At 36.8% G+C, this 15341-nt stretch carries 12 protein-coding genes and 1 pseudogene; 3 read left to right on the top strand and 10 right to left on the bottom strand.

All coding sequences use genetic code 11. The annotated features are described in order from the left end of the window. Nucleotides 1–12 precede the first annotated feature (12 nt). The 4 genes from ACFSAH_RS01180 to ACFSAH_RS01165 all read right to left on the bottom strand — a co-directional run bounded on the left by ACFSAH_RS01180 (nucleotide 13) and on the right by ACFSAH_RS01165 (nucleotide 7191). Nucleotides 13–1845: a RagB/SusD family nutrient uptake outer membrane protein gene (locus ACFSAH_RS01180; RefSeq protein ID WP_379660852.1), complete on the bottom strand. Its 1833-nt coding sequence runs from the start codon at nucleotides 1843–1845 to the stop codon at nucleotides 13–15. 4 nt (nucleotides 1846–1849) lie between these two features. After that, the gene (locus ACFSAH_RS01175; protein ID WP_379660851.1) at nucleotides 1850–5218 is read right to left on the bottom strand and encodes a TonB-dependent receptor; all 3369 of its coding nucleotides are present in this window, start codon (nucleotides 5216–5218) and stop codon (nucleotides 1850–1852) included. A gap of 206 nt (nucleotides 5219–5424) precedes the next feature. Next, complete coding sequence (locus tag ACFSAH_RS01170; RefSeq protein WP_379660850.1) at nucleotides 5425–6552, bottom strand: FecR family protein; 1128 nt, start codon at nucleotides 6550–6552, stop codon at nucleotides 5425–5427. Between the two features lie 72 nt (nucleotides 6553–6624). Then, complete coding sequence (locus ACFSAH_RS01165) at nucleotides 6625–7191, bottom strand: RNA polymerase sigma-70 factor (protein ID WP_379660849.1); 567 nt, start codon at nucleotides 7189–7191, stop codon at nucleotides 6625–6627. A gap of 237 nt (nucleotides 7192–7428) precedes the next feature. Between ACFSAH_RS01165 and ACFSAH_RS01160 the strand changes: the two are divergent. After that, nucleotides 7429–7899, top strand: a pseudogene (locus ACFSAH_RS01160) (DUF1016 N-terminal domain-containing protein); the annotation flags it as partial. Between the two features lie 18 nt (nucleotides 7900–7917). Continuing rightward, nucleotides 7918–8469 (top strand): PDDEXK nuclease domain-containing protein, encoded by a 552-nt coding sequence (locus ACFSAH_RS01155; RefSeq protein ID WP_379661035.1) that lies wholly within the window; start codon nucleotides 7918–7920, stop codon nucleotides 8467–8469. 191 nt (nucleotides 8470–8660) lie between these two features. Here ACFSAH_RS01155 and ACFSAH_RS01150 read toward each other — a convergent pair whose 3' ends face one another. From ACFSAH_RS01150 to ACFSAH_RS01125, 6 genes are all read right to left on the bottom strand, one after another. Further along, a complete protein-coding gene (locus ACFSAH_RS01150; protein WP_379660848.1) occupies nucleotides 8661–10052 on the bottom strand; it encodes a sialate O-acetylesterase in 1392 nt (463 codons plus the stop codon). Between the two features lie 248 nt (nucleotides 10053–10300). Then, on the bottom strand, nucleotides 10301–10381 hold the full coding sequence (locus tag ACFSAH_RS01145) for a type II toxin-antitoxin system YoeB family toxin (protein WP_379661034.1): 81 nt from the start codon (nucleotides 10379–10381) through the stop codon (nucleotides 10301–10303). 92 nt (nucleotides 10382–10473) lie between these two features. Further along, entirely contained in the window at nucleotides 10474–10677 is a 204-nt protein-coding gene (locus ACFSAH_RS01140) for a DUF2683 family protein (protein WP_379660847.1), read from the bottom strand. 83 nt (nucleotides 10678–10760) lie between these two features. Then, entirely contained in the window at nucleotides 10761–11768 is a 1008-nt protein-coding gene (locus ACFSAH_RS01135; protein WP_379660846.1) for an NAD(P)H-dependent glycerol-3-phosphate dehydrogenase, read from the bottom strand. 202 nt (nucleotides 11769–11970) lie between these two features. Continuing rightward, nucleotides 11971–13296, bottom strand: coding sequence for an efflux RND transporter periplasmic adaptor subunit (locus ACFSAH_RS01130; RefSeq protein ID WP_379660845.1), 1326 nt, complete (start codon nucleotides 13294–13296; stop codon nucleotides 11971–11973). A gap of 7 nt (nucleotides 13297–13303) precedes the next feature. Next, nucleotides 13304–14689: a TolC family protein gene (locus tag ACFSAH_RS01125; protein ID WP_379660844.1), complete on the bottom strand. Its 1386-nt coding sequence runs from the start codon at nucleotides 14687–14689 to the stop codon at nucleotides 13304–13306. A gap of 14 nt (nucleotides 14690–14703) precedes the next feature. Between ACFSAH_RS01125 and ACFSAH_RS01120 the strand changes: the two genes are divergently transcribed. Next, nucleotides 14704–15330 carry a polysaccharide deacetylase family protein gene (locus ACFSAH_RS01120; protein ID WP_379660843.1) on the top strand — a complete coding sequence of 209 codons (627 nt, stop codon included), beginning with the start codon at nucleotides 14704–14706 and terminating at the stop codon, nucleotides 15328–15330. Nucleotides 15331–15341 lie beyond the last annotated feature (11 nt).

Raw genomic sequence — 15341 nt, 5'->3', positions numbered from 1 at the left:
TATAAGATTAATTTACCATCCAACATTTTGTACTAATTCATAATTTACTCCCAATTCATAACTTGGAATTGGCCATACCACATCTCTGGAAGACACATTGGTGAAGGTTGCTCTCGCAAACCTCAAATCATAGAAATTGATATGATTATTCACATCATTCAATCTATCTTTCATATTGGTCAGGAATATGCCCCATCTTACCAAATCTCCTTTTCTTAGACATTCGAAAGCCAGTTCCCGGGTACGTTCATTCTGAATTGTTTTCAGAAATAAGTCATACGATGCTGTATTTGCCGTAGTTAAATCCGGAGTAGTTGCTCCTATACTGGTGATTGTACTTGTAGCAACAGCTCCACTACCTCCGCCTCCAATAAAACTAATTGTTGGCGCCGAGGTATAATTACCTCCGGCATTGGTAATAGTTATAGCTGTTATTTTTCCTCCTGAAATTGTAGCGCTTGCAGTTGCTCCTGATCCGCCGCCACCGGTAATATTTACGGTTGGAGCAGTGGTATAACCGCTACCTGCATTGGTTACCGTAATGCTCTTTACCATCTCATAAGGAAGCAGTTTTCCAAACCCTCTTCTTCTCACTAAATTTACGGCATCTATTGCATCCTGTGTTGGCCCATTATGGATAGCATTTTCGGCTTCAGCAAACATTAGCAATACATCTGAAAATCTGAGCAGAGGAAAGTTTTGAGGAGTTAAGCTCTTATGCTTTGGCTTTAAAATTTCAGATGTTCTTCTGAATTTTCCACAATTTCTAACCATAATCTCATTTGAAGCCCTCATCACCTCTCGGCCAACTTTGTTAGTAAACGCATAGTAAAAAGGAGCTATTGTCCAATCTCTACGCATATCTGCAGCCTCATAAGTGTCATAAGTATAGGTAGTGGTATTAATGTAAGAGTAGCCATAACCTATATCTAAATCTTGTTGATTATAGATGCCATTATTTACACCTACATAACCACCCAGTGTTGCATAAATTCCTGTTCCGTTTCCGTAAAATTCTACCTCCAGAATATTTTCGCCGATATCATATTGGTCTCTCGCCAATTTTTCAAATACATTCTGGAAGCTTGGGTTGAGTTTATGCACACTCTGATCCATCACCATCTTTGCCCATTTTCTGGCTTCGGTATATCTGGTTTCATCTTTTAACGGGTAACCCGCCATATGTAAATTTACCCTTGCCAAAATACCCCAAACTGCTGATTTACTAACTCTGCCTCCAAAACCTACTGTTTCTATAGGCAAAACCTGATCTGCGGCTTTCTCCAGATCATTTATTATTTGCGCATAAACTTTTGCTTTAGGAGTTCTTGCTGCCTGATGTGCTTGTGCAGATGCTGTATTGATGGGATCCAGAATTAAAGGAACGTCTCCAAAATTTGTTACCAGTAAAAAATAAAAATAGCTTCTTAAAAAAAGTGTTTCTCCTTCCAGAACTTCTCTTTCTGAGGCTTTCATATCCTTGGGTTTATCTATATTCTTCAGGATCATGTTTGCGCGATTGATACCGGCATAAAGCACACGCCAAAAACTCTGAACTTTTATATCTGCTGTGGAAACGGAATAGTCTCCGATTGAATTTGCATCGTTAGAGTTTCTATTATAGGCCTGATCTGCATCTAACCCCATACGTCCCAACATATTATTGGCATATAAGGCATGGTCTTTTAATACTGAATAAACTCCGGTTAAGGAATAATTCATTTCATCTTTGGTGCTATAATAATCTTCTGGTAGCGGAAAATCGTAAGGTTTTAGTTCTAACGCTTTCTCACAGGAGAAAAAAGAAAAACTTAAAACCAATATGAATAGACTAATTTTTTTCATCTCTTTAGAAGTTAGTTTTTATTCCAAATACTAATGTTTTAGCTGTGGGATACACAGAGAAGTCAAACCCTGGGGTAAGTGCCGAATTCCTTAAGGATACTTCGGGATCCATACCTGAATAATTGGTCCATGTGTACAGGTTCTGAGCTGCTACATTTAATTCAAATGTTTTCAAATTCATACGTTTTAGCCACAAACGTGGTAATGAATAGGAAAGATTAACTGTTTTCAAACGTAGGAAAGAGCCATCTTCTAAGGTGCGATTACTATAATAACCTCCAGGACCTTGTCCGCCCACCCTGTAAATATTACTGGTTGGATTATCAGGTGTCCATCTGTTTTCATAAGTCCTTAGCTGATTCATCCCCATACTATTATTGACATTACCTTCCAGATACATTCTATTGGCATTCATGACATCATTCCCGTATGACCATTGGAAAAACACATTTAAACCAAAGTTTTTATACCTGAAATTATTATTGAAACCACCTGCATGTATAGGTAAGGCTCTGCCTATAACCGTATTATCGTTAATATTAATTATACCGTCACCATTGATATCTCTGTATTTTACATCACCAGGTTGAATAGCATTTCTTGAAGCTCCGTTAGTGGGAACATTTTGTTTTAACACATAATCGCCGCCAACAAGATCAAAGTCGTCATACGTATAAACACCTTCCCAAACTAAACCGTAGAACATAGCTGAAGGCCCACCTACCTGTGCCAGATAAAGATTTACTGTATTGAAATTACTTGACCAACCTAATGGTGTTAGTAACCTGTTGGCTTCATCTGTTAGAGACAATATTTTGTTTTTGTTGAAGCTGATATTAAAGTCTGATCCCCATGAAAAGTTTTTGGTTTTAATATTATCTGTAGATAATGAAAGTTCTAATCCACGGTTGTTAATACTTCCTATATTTTTATAAATACTTGAAAAACCTGTTGTATAGGGTACTGGTGCACTCAATAATAAGTCATTGGTAACTTTATCGTAAACATCTGCTGTAAACCTGATTCTGTTTTTTAGAAATGCAAGGTCTATTCCCAAATCAAACTGACGGGTTGTTTCCCACTTCAAATCAGCGTTACCGTAGACACTCGGAATGGCTGCCAAAGTAGGGTTTTGGTTTTGAAATGAATAATGCGAGCTGTAAGGCATAGTTATTTGTGAATAACGGGTAAAATCACCAATTCTGTTATTCCCTGTATATCCATAACTTGTTCTTAGCTTAGCATCCGTTAATACATTTATATGCTGTAAAAAGTCTTCGTTTTTAAGTTTCCAGGCAAATGCTGCTGAAGGAAAATAGGCCCATTGATTGCCTTTGGCAAATTTACTGGAACCATCTGCCCTAAAGGTCAATGTAAGCAGGTATTTACTTTTGTAATTATAATCTGCTCTTCCCAGATAGGACATTAGAAAGTTTTTATTGATTAGAGCTGTATTTGCACTCACTGTTCCCTGATCTATTCCGCTTAACCCCAAATCTTGGTTAGGTAACTGTTCTCCTGCTAACCCAAATTTACTATAGTCATTTTGTTGTAATGTAAAGCCTAATAAACCTGTAAAGGAATGGTGCTGAACTTTTTTACGGTAGGTGAGGGTATTTTCATTTAGCCAGTTTCCCATCTGCACAAAATTCACCAGTCCATTTACTCCTTTCACACTACCGGGTAATAGGGATGTTCCTCTGGAAGTGAGCGAATTATAGAATGCAGACTCACGATAGGTTCTTTTAGAAGCTCCTCCTCTGGCTCTGAATTCCAAATTATTGGTAATTTTAAAAGTGGCTGAGGCATTTATAAACAGGTTGCTTTTCCTGTTTTCTCTAAAAATATTATTAAGATCTATAATCGGGTTTGTGGTGGTTAATGCAGATTCCGGATCTATGATTTCATCAAAAAACATATCATCGTTTCCGCCGGATGTGGGTCTGAAAGCCCAGGCTCTGAATAAAGTATAACTGCTATATGTTGCTGTTTCGGGAGATGATGATACATCTCCAAAATCTTTATCCTGGGTATAATTTATTCCCAGAAAATATTTTGCGTTTTTGGTATCGTGGTTCAGGTTTAATCTTCCCTGAAGTCTGTCGTAACCAGTTTTAATAATAGGTCCTTGCTGATTGGCATAGGAAAATGACCCCATAAATCTGGTTTTCCCTCCACCAGATAAGCTTAATGAATGGTTATGGTAAAAGCCATCTCTAAATAAGTGGTCTTGCCAATCTATACCTTTCACACCCAAATAATCATCAATTGTTTTGCCTTTATTTGCTAAATAAAAAATATCTGCTGCCTGCGAGTTAGCTTCATATTGATATTTAACAAATTCGTAAGGTTCCATCAAATCAAGACGATTGGTTACCCGTTGAAAACCAATATTACTACCAAAGGAAACATTTGTCTTATTATCTCCTTCACTTTGCTTGGTTTCAATAACAATAACCCCATTTGCCCCTCTAGAGCCGTAAATAGCCGTAGCAGAGGCATCTTTCAATACGGTCATAGACTTGATATCTTCAGGATTGATACTCATTAAACTGGCATCTTCCAACGGAAAACCATCTATTACATACAAGGGCGCATTGCTTTGGGTTAAAGAATTTCCTCCCCGGATCACAATATTCATTTCTGAGCCTGGTTGTCCATCATTGGAAGTTACCTGAACACCTGCAATTCTTCCGGCCAAAGCCTGATCTACAGACAGTACGGGAGCTTTTTGTAAATCTTCGAGTTTTACCTCAGCTACCGCCCCGGTTACATCTCCCCTCTTCACTTCTCCATACCCAATAACTACTACCTGGTTTAAGCTGGATGCTTCTGGCTTTAAAGAAATGTTAAGCACTGCATTTGCGCCTATTTCTTTTTCCTGAGTAGCAAAACCTATATAGGTAAAAACCAAAATAGTATTCTGTGAAGCCACATTTAGTTTGTAATTACCATTATGATCAGAAATGGTGCCTGTAGCTCCGCCTTTAACCCTCACGCTTACTCCTGCCAAAGGCTCTCCTTTTTCATCGGTTATTTTACCTACAACCCCTACTGTTTTAGGTGGCTGATTTTCTGCAGCTTTTTTTCTAACGGAAACTGTGGTTGCATTTATTTTATAAGTGAGCGGTTGATTGACAAAGCATTTTTCTAAAACCTGTTGGATAGGTTCATTTTTGGCATTAATATTCACCAGCTTTGCCTGGTTCAAATCCTCTAACTTATACACAAAGTCGTAACCGGTTTGTTTTCTGATGATACTGAAAACATCCTTCAGTTTTGCGTTTCTGACATTGATGTCTACTTTTTGCGCATATACCGCAGCATTGACCTGAAATATCATCAGGGAAAGGAAAAGAAATATCAGTTTCATCCTCAGCAAAATTCGATAAGACATACTACTATCCGACCCGGATAGCATTACGATATTTTTTTTATACATTTGATATGATTAGGCTTATTTATTAAAATAATTGTATCAGCAAGCAATTATGAGATTTACCTAATTGAGCTTTACAGCTTCTGAACCCGGGGCATTCGCAGTGCCTCAGGTTCTCTTTCAAGTAATCTCAACTGTATTTAATTTGACATTACCACGACCCTCCTTCCTTCTACTTTAAATCTATAATCTCCCAGGTCTTCCACAGATAGTAATAATTCCGGTAATTTTTTAGTTCTGGAGAAAGTGCCGCTAATTTTCTTCGATTTAATTTCTCCTAAATATTGTACGTCTATATCATACCAGCGTTTCAGGTCGTTCATAAAGGTGACTATATCTATATCTTTAAAACTAAAATATCCTTCTTTCCAGGCAATCACATCTTCTGGATTAACTTCTGAAACTGACACTGTATTTTCTGGTTTTGAATAAGCGGCCTGTTCTCCCGGTTTCAGCATTTTGGCCAAAGCCTGATAATGCACTCTTACGGAACCTTCCAGCAAAGTCGTTTTCACCAAGCTTTCATCTTCATAGGAACGTATATTAAAATGGGTTCCCAGAACCTCAACCGTTTGGTTTTTGGTTACTACTTTAAATGGTTTCCGGTCTCCGTTAGGCTGATTGTTTTTTGCTATTTCAAAATAGGCCTCACCATCTAACTCCACCACACGTTCGTCTTCTTTAAAACGCAGAGGATATTTTAATTTAGACATGGAGTTAACCCATACTTTACTACCGTCTGGTAAATTAATACGGAAACTTAAACCTATTGGAGTTTCTACGGTATTAAAAGAGTTTATACTTTTTGATTCGGAGGAAGAATAGGATAATTCTGCTCCCGATGATTTTGATAAAACGGCTCCTTCTTCGTCTATAGCAGCTCCTGACTCCAGATCTTCTAAATTGATTTTTCTTCCGTCTGAAAGCGTAAGAACTACCTTGTCTTTTAAGTTTTCCTGATGTATGTGTTGAGGCTCTTCTTTTTGAGACAATAACTCCTCATTACCATTTATAAAAAACAGGCTACCCAATACTATAAAAACAACCGCAGCAGCTGCAGAAAGTCTTAAATAGAACATACGTTTTTGCCGTTCTATTGCCTTATTGATATTTTTAAATCCCAGATAAAACTCATCTTCCAGCTCCTGTTGATTAAGGTTTCCCTTATCTTTGTTCAGATCTAAATACCAAGATTCTACCAATGCTTTTTCTTCAGCACTGACATGACCTGAAAAGTACCTATCCAGTAAATCTTCTTTCCGTTTCATCGAATTTATTTAGGCCTATTGGGGCGTTTATAATACTAAGACACGGCAGAAAAGCGGAGGGGGTATTGGGAATTAAAAAAAAATTGTAAAAGTATAGGTTCCGAGCTTTACTCTCAGAATTCTTAATGCATTTCTGACCTGAGTGCGCACCGTTAGCGGACTGATATTGAGCTCGTCTGCTATTTCCTGATGGGACATTTCTAAATTTCTGCTCATTTCAAAAATTAAACGCATTTGGGGTGGTAACTGCGCTATTTCCTGTTCCACAATTCTAATAAGCTCTTTTTCCTGCAATTGATTTTCTACCAGATTTTCTCCTTTTTCTGCAAATTCCTGTAAAGATGTTGTGTATTGTGCTCTCACCTTAGTATCCCTAATAAAATTCAATATTCTATTTCTTACAGAGGTATACAGATAAGCGGACAGACTCGAATTTACGTTAAGATTTTCTTTATTGTTCCAGATATAGACAAACAGGTTTTGGAGAATATCTCTTACTTCTTCTTTATTCTGAAGTTTTCTATAGGCGTGGGCATAAAGCACGGCATAATACCGCTCATAAATCTGATTAAAAGCGTTCCTTTTTCCCTGCTTTAACTGAGAAAGCAATTCTTCATCGCTTAATAAGTCTATAGACATAGAGAGCTAATTTAAAGGTGTACAGGCTTATCCAAAGCTAAGATATTATTTTTATTTGAGCACTACACTTGCTGATATTATCCAGCCTATATGAAATTTTAACATAAAATCTATCTCTCGATGCTGGCTAAGGGAGTTTAAACCACGCATGTTCATTAGTATTTAATATTGTTTGATTTCAAATACGGTTAATGTTAAAAAAAGTATATTCGTATTATAAGCTCTAATCTGAAGTAAATGACAAATATTTCTCTCAGCGATTTATCAAACAAGATCTCAACTTTACTAAATGAAGCTCGGAAGAAAGTCTTTCAGACAATAAATCAGACCATGGTTTTGACCTATTTCGAAATCGGACGCATGATTATTGAGGAAGAACAAAGCGGAAAAGAAAGAGCTGATTATGGGAAGTAGTTATTAAAAAACCTTTCAAAAAACCTGACAACAGAATTTGGAAAAGGGTTTTCTCAAAGAAATTTAGAGCAGATGAGACAGTTTTATCTTGTTTACTCAAAAGCGCAGACAGTGTCTGCGAAATTCTCAAGCTCCAAGAACAATAAAACTTTATCTGGGGAGCTTAAATTGAGTTGGTCCCATTATTTAAAACTAATGAGAATTGATAACGAACTGGAAAGAAGATTCTATGAAACTGAAGCTTTTAAAAATAATTGGAGCTTAAGAGAACTAAATCGTCAATATGATTCCGCACTATTTACCAGACTCTCTTTGAGTAAAGATAAAAATGAAATTCTGCAACTTGCCGAACAGGGTCAGGTAATTCAAAAACCACAAGATGCAATAAAAGATCCCTATATTCTGGAATTTATTGGGCTTCCTGAACATAATATTTATTCTGAAAGTGAGTTAGAACAAAAGCTGATTGATAAACTCGAGCATTTTCTGCTGGAACTTGGAACAGGTTTTACATTTGTTGCCAGACAAAATAGAATAAGTTTTGATGATAAGCATTTTAGAATTGACTTGGTTTTTTACAATCGAATCTTAAAATGTTTTGTACTGATTGATTTAAAGGTAGGCGAATTAAAACATCAGGACATTGGACAAATGCAGATGTATGTAAACTACTACGACAGGAAAATAAAACTTGATGACGAGCATAAAACAATCGGTATCATACTTTGTCAAAATAAAAGTGAGGCTGTTGTTGAATTTACACTCCCTGAGAATAACACACAGATCTTTGCAAGTAAGTATTTAACTGTATTACCTAGCAAAGAAACACTGATAAAACTCATTGAGAGTGAGAGTAAATCTTAGCACGTGATAATGACCTGAACATTAAAATTCTATATTTTAAGACATTGGAGCTGTCTCAAAAATAAAAACGTTGTCATCGATGAGGACAGCGAAGAGAAATCTCTTCCTTAAGTACTTCTGAAAGAGATCTCTCGACTGCGCTCGGGACAAGGTCCTTTTGATACACCCCCATAAATAACTCTTGTAGCCGCTTACCAATTATCTGTTCTAAAGGGAGAAACTGGCAAACCCCTATCATTAAATAGATTAGGCATAGCCACATCGGTAAATCCAAATCTAACTGCTACAGGTTTTTTAATCTCTTTGCTAAATACTATCAATTTATTTTTGTCGATTTTGTAATTGGCAGGTACAAAGTTTTTGGAATCATCGGCAATATAAAGGTCTGTAATATCCTTACCTTTTACCTGTAGTTTACCTTCCAGATAATTAAAGTCTATAATTATTTTATTTCCGTCAACTTTATAGCTTTTATAAACCGGAGATTTATAATCTATTGCTTTTTTGTTGTACACTTCGGCCAAGGCAATATTTGACAATCTTTCTGCTACTTCTTTTTTTCGGGTTGGGTGTATGTTTTTAACATCGGGTACCAAATCAGTAATTACGGCCATTGCTGTTTTAGGAACATCTAAAGTTTGTGCTTGTTGTTCTCTCAACAAAGCGCCTTTTTGTTCGTTTGCCGGAGATTTATAGTCGTAAGGTGCTATCTGAACGTAATAAAAAGGAAAATCAGATTTCCACGCTTCTCTCCAGCTTTTTATCATTGTTGAAAACAGTTTATTATACCCACTGTAAGTTCCCACATTACTTTCTCCCTGGTACCAAAATGCTCCTGCAATATTATAACCCGCTAAAGGATGAACCATAGCATTCCACAGTGTGGCATATTCATGTGGTTTTCCAGCCGCAGGTTTATGTACTTTTGCATTTTTCAACAATTCCGGATCATTTTCTATATATTTTGCCGGTGTCCAAAATTCTGCAGGCGTACCGCCCCAACTGGAATTAATAATCCCAATGGGCACATTTAAATCTTTACTTAATTGTTTCGCTATAAAATAGCCTATTGCACTAAAACCATTGGCCGTTTGAGATGTACATTCCTGCCAAGAATCGTAGATATTTTCTTGCGGGGCTGTTGTTGCAATATTGCTGACCTGCAACAACCTTATGTTAGGATTATTGACGTTAGGTAATTCATCTATCATTTCCTGTAGTTTATTGTAAGAACTCCATTGCATATTAGATTGCCCTGAACACAACCACACTTCTCCTATCAGAATGTTTTTAAGAACTTTTCTATTTCTGCCACTTACTACTGTAATCTCATAAGGTCCGCCAGCTTCAGGGGTTTTTAGTTTGGCATCAAACCGGGCATAACCTGTTGCCTTCACCTTAACGGTGTCTTTTGACCAGGATGGAATAATAAGTACCTGACCTCCCCTATTTCCCCAACCCCAAAAATTAACTTCGGCATTTCTTTGCAATACCATATTGTCTGAGAAAAATGAAGGCAGGTTAATTTGCGCAAATAAAGGCGCAGCAAAAAAGAGTAGTAAAATTGAGAAAATATGTTTCATACCTTGTTATAACTGTTTTTAGATTTATGTTTTTCGACTATAAAAATCGTTCAACAAGATATGAAAACGGTTTTAAACCTACAAAAGCTCTTGAAATACCATTAGATTAAAGTTCCACTTAACTATTGCATACAGATATTGGTAAAAATTTGAGACAAAGTATTGAGTCCGTTAGTAGTAATGACCTTTCATCGAATATATCTTTATCAGGTTTTCTTCTACTTTATAGATTAAACGATGTTCTTTGTTTATAGTCTGGACCATAACCCCGCATATTGGTATTTAAGAGGTTCCGGCTTGCCGATTCCATTAAACGGATCTTTACCAATGGCTATTATAAGCTCTCTTATTTTCTTTTAAATAAGCTTATTTCCTGATCTCATCCAGTATTCCCTATCAGACAGGGCATCCGCATGAAATTCTATTTCCATAGATCATCAAGGGCAATTCTCACTCCATTACCTTCAACGTCTGATTTGAGTCCCCTATCTATCTTATCACGAAAATCTTTTGAATACTCTCTCTCTTCTTCCTCTTCACTTTTAAGTGTAAAATTGAGGGATTTAGCCATCTCTTTTAAAAGACGATAGTGTTTTTCATCTACGTTCTCAAGTATAAGTCTCATAGCTAATATTTTACAACTCAAATATAACAATTTGTATAGGCAATTTAAAATACCTGATGGAATTCCACTTAATCTAATAACAATTAGATTAATCCCTCACTAAGTTTTTGCATGGCTAATACTGGTGGGTATTGCTGATAAAGGATGTTGTATACCGCATTCAGTATGGGCATATCTACTTGATACTTTTTATTAATCTGAAATATACAGTCTGTAGCATAATACCCTTCTGCCACCATATTCATTTCTAACTGCGCAGAACGAACGGTATAACCTTTGCCTATCATATTACCGAAGGTTCTGTTTCTGCTAAATTGTGAGTAACAGGTAACCAATAAATCGCCCAGATAAGCTGATTCTTTGATATCCCGATGGATAGGATGAATAATATCTACAAAACGTTTCATTTCACGCAAAGCGTTGGAAATAAAAACAGCCTGATAATTATCACCATATCCTAGTCCATGACAAATACCACAGGCAAGCGCATAAATATTTTTTAATACCGCAGCGTATTCTGTTCCAAATATATCATCGGAAACATTGGTTTTGATATATCGGGTAGCCAACAATCCGGCTACATGTTGAGCTAAATCTGTATCTAAGGAGGCTATAGTAAGGTAAGAAAGTTTTTCTAAGGCTACTTCTTCGGCATGACAAGGCCCACTGATTACCACAATATCTTCAAATGGCACACCATAGGTTTGATGTATAAAATCGCCGACAATCTGATTTTCCTGCGGAACAATCCCTTTTATTGCCGAAACAATTTTTTTGCCTTTGAAATCTTCCGGAGAAACATCCCTCAGAGAATCTTTTAAAAAGGCCGCAGGTACATTAAGGATAATTACGCCTGAACATGCAAATACCTTTCGAATATCTGACGTAACATTTTCAGGATTAAGTTTAAGTTCTGCCGAAGAGATGTATTGCGGATTATGCTTATACTGTTTAATATGTTCTATGGCTGATTGGTTACGCATTCCCCAAAAAATCTCTTTTCCCACTTCATTATCACCCAACATCTTAACCATTGCTGTTGCCCAACTACCGCCTCCAATAACTCCTATCTTATCCGAAAAATAATCCATGTACTTCAATAACTCAAAAAATAAGGGGTTGTATCAAAAGTAAAAATATCGTCATTTCGAAGAGTACAACGAAGAGAAATCTTATTCCCAAGTACTCCTGATACAGATCCCCCCAACTGCGACCGGGATGACAAAGTTCTTTTGATACAGCCCCCAAATTAAAGAATTTCTTTTTATTAATAGACAATTTAGTATCAGGAGCCTATTTCTTTACTTCTGCAAACAGCTTGGATTTATCTACCACTTCTACTTCATCATCAGCTTTAAGATCTTTAGATATAGCACTATACGGCGCAGAGACTACTTGTTGTCCTGCCTTTAACCCTGTAACTATTATATTTTGATTATCCTGAATTCCGGTCTTTACGGAAACTTGTTTCACCTTCCCGCCCTCTACAACAAAGACAAATTCATTGGCTTTATTTACATTTGAGCTTTTGGTTTCAACTTTGTCTTTATTCACCTGCTCTTCCCCTTTGTTTTCCTGATCTCTTACTGTAACCGCCTGGATAGGCACCACCATTCCTTTACTTTTTGCTGTCTGAATATCTACTGTTGCCGATAATCCAGGCCTGAACGGTGAAGGGAGTGACGACTTTTGCAAATTAGCATAAGACTCTGGTAGTATTTTCACCTTCACGGTAAAATTAGTTACCTGATCTACACTTTCGCCTGTTGTTTTTGCCGAGCTGGCAATTTCTGTTACCACACCTTTAAATTTCTTACCTAAAAAAGCATCAACCTCAATAATAGCGGTATCGCCCAAAGAAAGCCTGTTGATATCGTTTTCATTCACATCAACATTTACCTCCATACTATTCAGGTTAGCGATAGTCATAATCTCGGTTCCACTCATCTGAGCCGTTCCCACTACACGTTCTCCCTTTTCTACAGAAAGTTTTGATACGACTCCATCTACCGGAGCATAGATATTTGTTCTGGCTAAATTGTCACTGGCTTCTTTTACTGCGGCCCCTGTCTGGTCCAGATTAAATTTAGAAGCGATCAGATTCTGTTTTGCAGATTCGAGATTAGCCTTTGCTGTCAGATATTCTGCCTTTACCGCATCAAATTCTGATGCTGATATTACTTTTTCTTTAAACAAAGTTTCATTTCTTTTATATCTCGATTCTACATTTTTAAAATTAGCTTCGGCTTGTACAATTTGCTGCTGTGCACTTCCTACAGAAGCTTTTTGAGCATTGTATGATGCTACACTACGATCGTATCCTGAAATTAAGATGTCGGGCTTTATTTTACAAAGCAACTGACCTTTTTTAACTATATCACCTTCTTTGACATTCAGCTCCACAATTTCCCCCGAAACCTCAGGACTTAGTTTCACCTGCACTTCTGGTTGTATTTTTCCACTTGCAGATACTGTTTCTACTACTTCTTTTTCTTCTACCTTAGCTACTGCTACTTTTAGTTTTTTAGGTTTCCCTATCCATCCCAATTTACCTGCTATTGCCACCAATACCATAAGGACAACAACAATTATTAAAACTTTTTTTAACCGTTTATTCATGCTCTATTTATAGATTTATTGGGTTTCCTAAATAAAAATCGACCACTTTACTTCTAAACAACAAATCGTACTTGGATTGTATAAAATCAAATTCAGATTTATTGAAGTTTACTTGTGAGGTATTTAGCTCTACTGTACTTACCAAACCTACATCATACCTTTTCTTCATCACCTCAAATGCATCTTTGGACGACTCGTAAGCTGTTCTTGATGCATAATATTTTTTATCTGCTGCTCTTAGATCTAAAATTGCCTGATTGATTACTTTGTTCAGACTGTTACGGGCTATCTGCTCAGATACTTTTGCATTCTCGTACCTTATTTTAGCGATATTAACTGCCGAACGTGAACGGTAATTATTAAAAATAAGGATGTTCAATTGTACACCCACGTACTTATTTACGTTTTCTTCTAATTGCTTACCTACCGAATTTGCCAATATACTGGAGTAACGGGTTCCTAGTCCTCCACGTAAAGATAAATTGGGATACAATTCTCCTTTAGCGGATTTCAATGCATACTTATACGCTTCGGTACTGTGTTTTGCTGCCTGTACATCTGGGAATATCTGAACGGCCTGATTATACACATCGCTAGCTGTATAACCCAACTCCAATTTTGTTAAAGAAGGCACAAGTGGTGTTTCCAGCGTGACATTTTGTTGCAGATCTATTTCCATAAGCTGTTTAAGTTCCAGAATTGCCAGATCGTAAGCATTTTGCGCATTGGTCAGGCTAAGCTCACTATTAGCTTGCTGGGCTTTTGATTGGGACAGGTCTGCCAGGGTTTTGTTTCCTACATCAAAATTTTTCTGCGTCACCTGCATCTGTTCTTTAGACAACTGCAATTGTTGTTCGCTAGCCAGTACCAAATCTCTATTTGCCAATGCCTGCAAGTAGGTCGTAATAACAGAGAGTAAGAGGTCGTTTTTAATTTTCTCAGAATTACTAACATCAGCAGCTACGGAGGCTTTGTTCTGCAAAATGCGGTTTCTTAACAAAAACCCCTGAAACAAAGGAACTGCCGCTCCCAGATTACCATCTAACTGATCTGCCTGCTGCACCACCATTCCTGAAGTTTGATCGAAGAAAAGACCAAATTGTCTGCTAGCCGAACTGGAGGCATTTAACGATGGAAATAGTTCCATTCTGGACTGCTTTAAATTTGCTTTGGATATTTCTGCCTGAAAAACACTTTGCCTTACCTGCAAATTGTTGGCAAGGGCTATATCTATAGCTTCTCTTAATCCGATTGTACGACTTTCCTGAGCAAAGCCTTTAAAACTTAAAGCAATGGTTATATAAAAGATGGCTGAGAAGACAGCAAAGTTTTTACCGCCAAATAATTTAAAGCCTTTTATTCCCATCTTTGTTAAGTTTAATATTTTAAACATAAACATTTTCATTTATGTACCTTGTAAAATCTCCATGGTTATTAAAAAAATTTTATGCTAATGGCCTGATATGGAATCTGCCTAAGCAAGAGAAATCTCTTTATATAACCTTTGACGACGGACCTATACCTATTGTTACACCTTTTGTTCTTGAAACATTAAAAAAGTTTTCTGCGAAGGCCACTTTTTTTTGTATTGGTGATAACATTCAAAAGCACCCGGATGTTTTTGAACAGGTAGTAAAAGAAGGACATAAAATTGGTAATCATACTTTCAACCATCTAAAGGGATGGGATACTGATGATGAAATATATGTTGCCAACACTCTTAAATGTCAGGATTTAACAAAAACTAATCTCTTCAGACCTCCTTATGGGCGGATCAGAAAATCACAAATAAAATTATTAAAACAAACTATTCCTGATCTCAAAATTATTATGTGGGATGTTTTAAGTGGCGATTTTGACCTAAACTTAAGCCCTGAAAAATGTCTAAAAAATGTTCTTAAGCACACTGAGCCGGGAAGTATTATTGTATTTCATGACAGCCTGAAAGCTCAGGAAAGACTGGAATATGTATTACCAAAAGCTTTGGAAGCATGGACAAAACAAGGTTATTCTTTTAAAAGCCTTTCGCTTTAAAATTACCGGAT

This window comes from Pseudopedobacter beijingensis (assembly GCF_042678145.1).
GTDB classification, from domain to species: domain Bacteria; phylum Bacteroidota; class Bacteroidia; order Sphingobacteriales; family Sphingobacteriaceae; genus Pseudopedobacter; species Pseudopedobacter beijingensis.
Note: the sequence above shows the minus strand (reverse complement) of the source record. Positions and strands in the feature narration are given on the sequence as shown.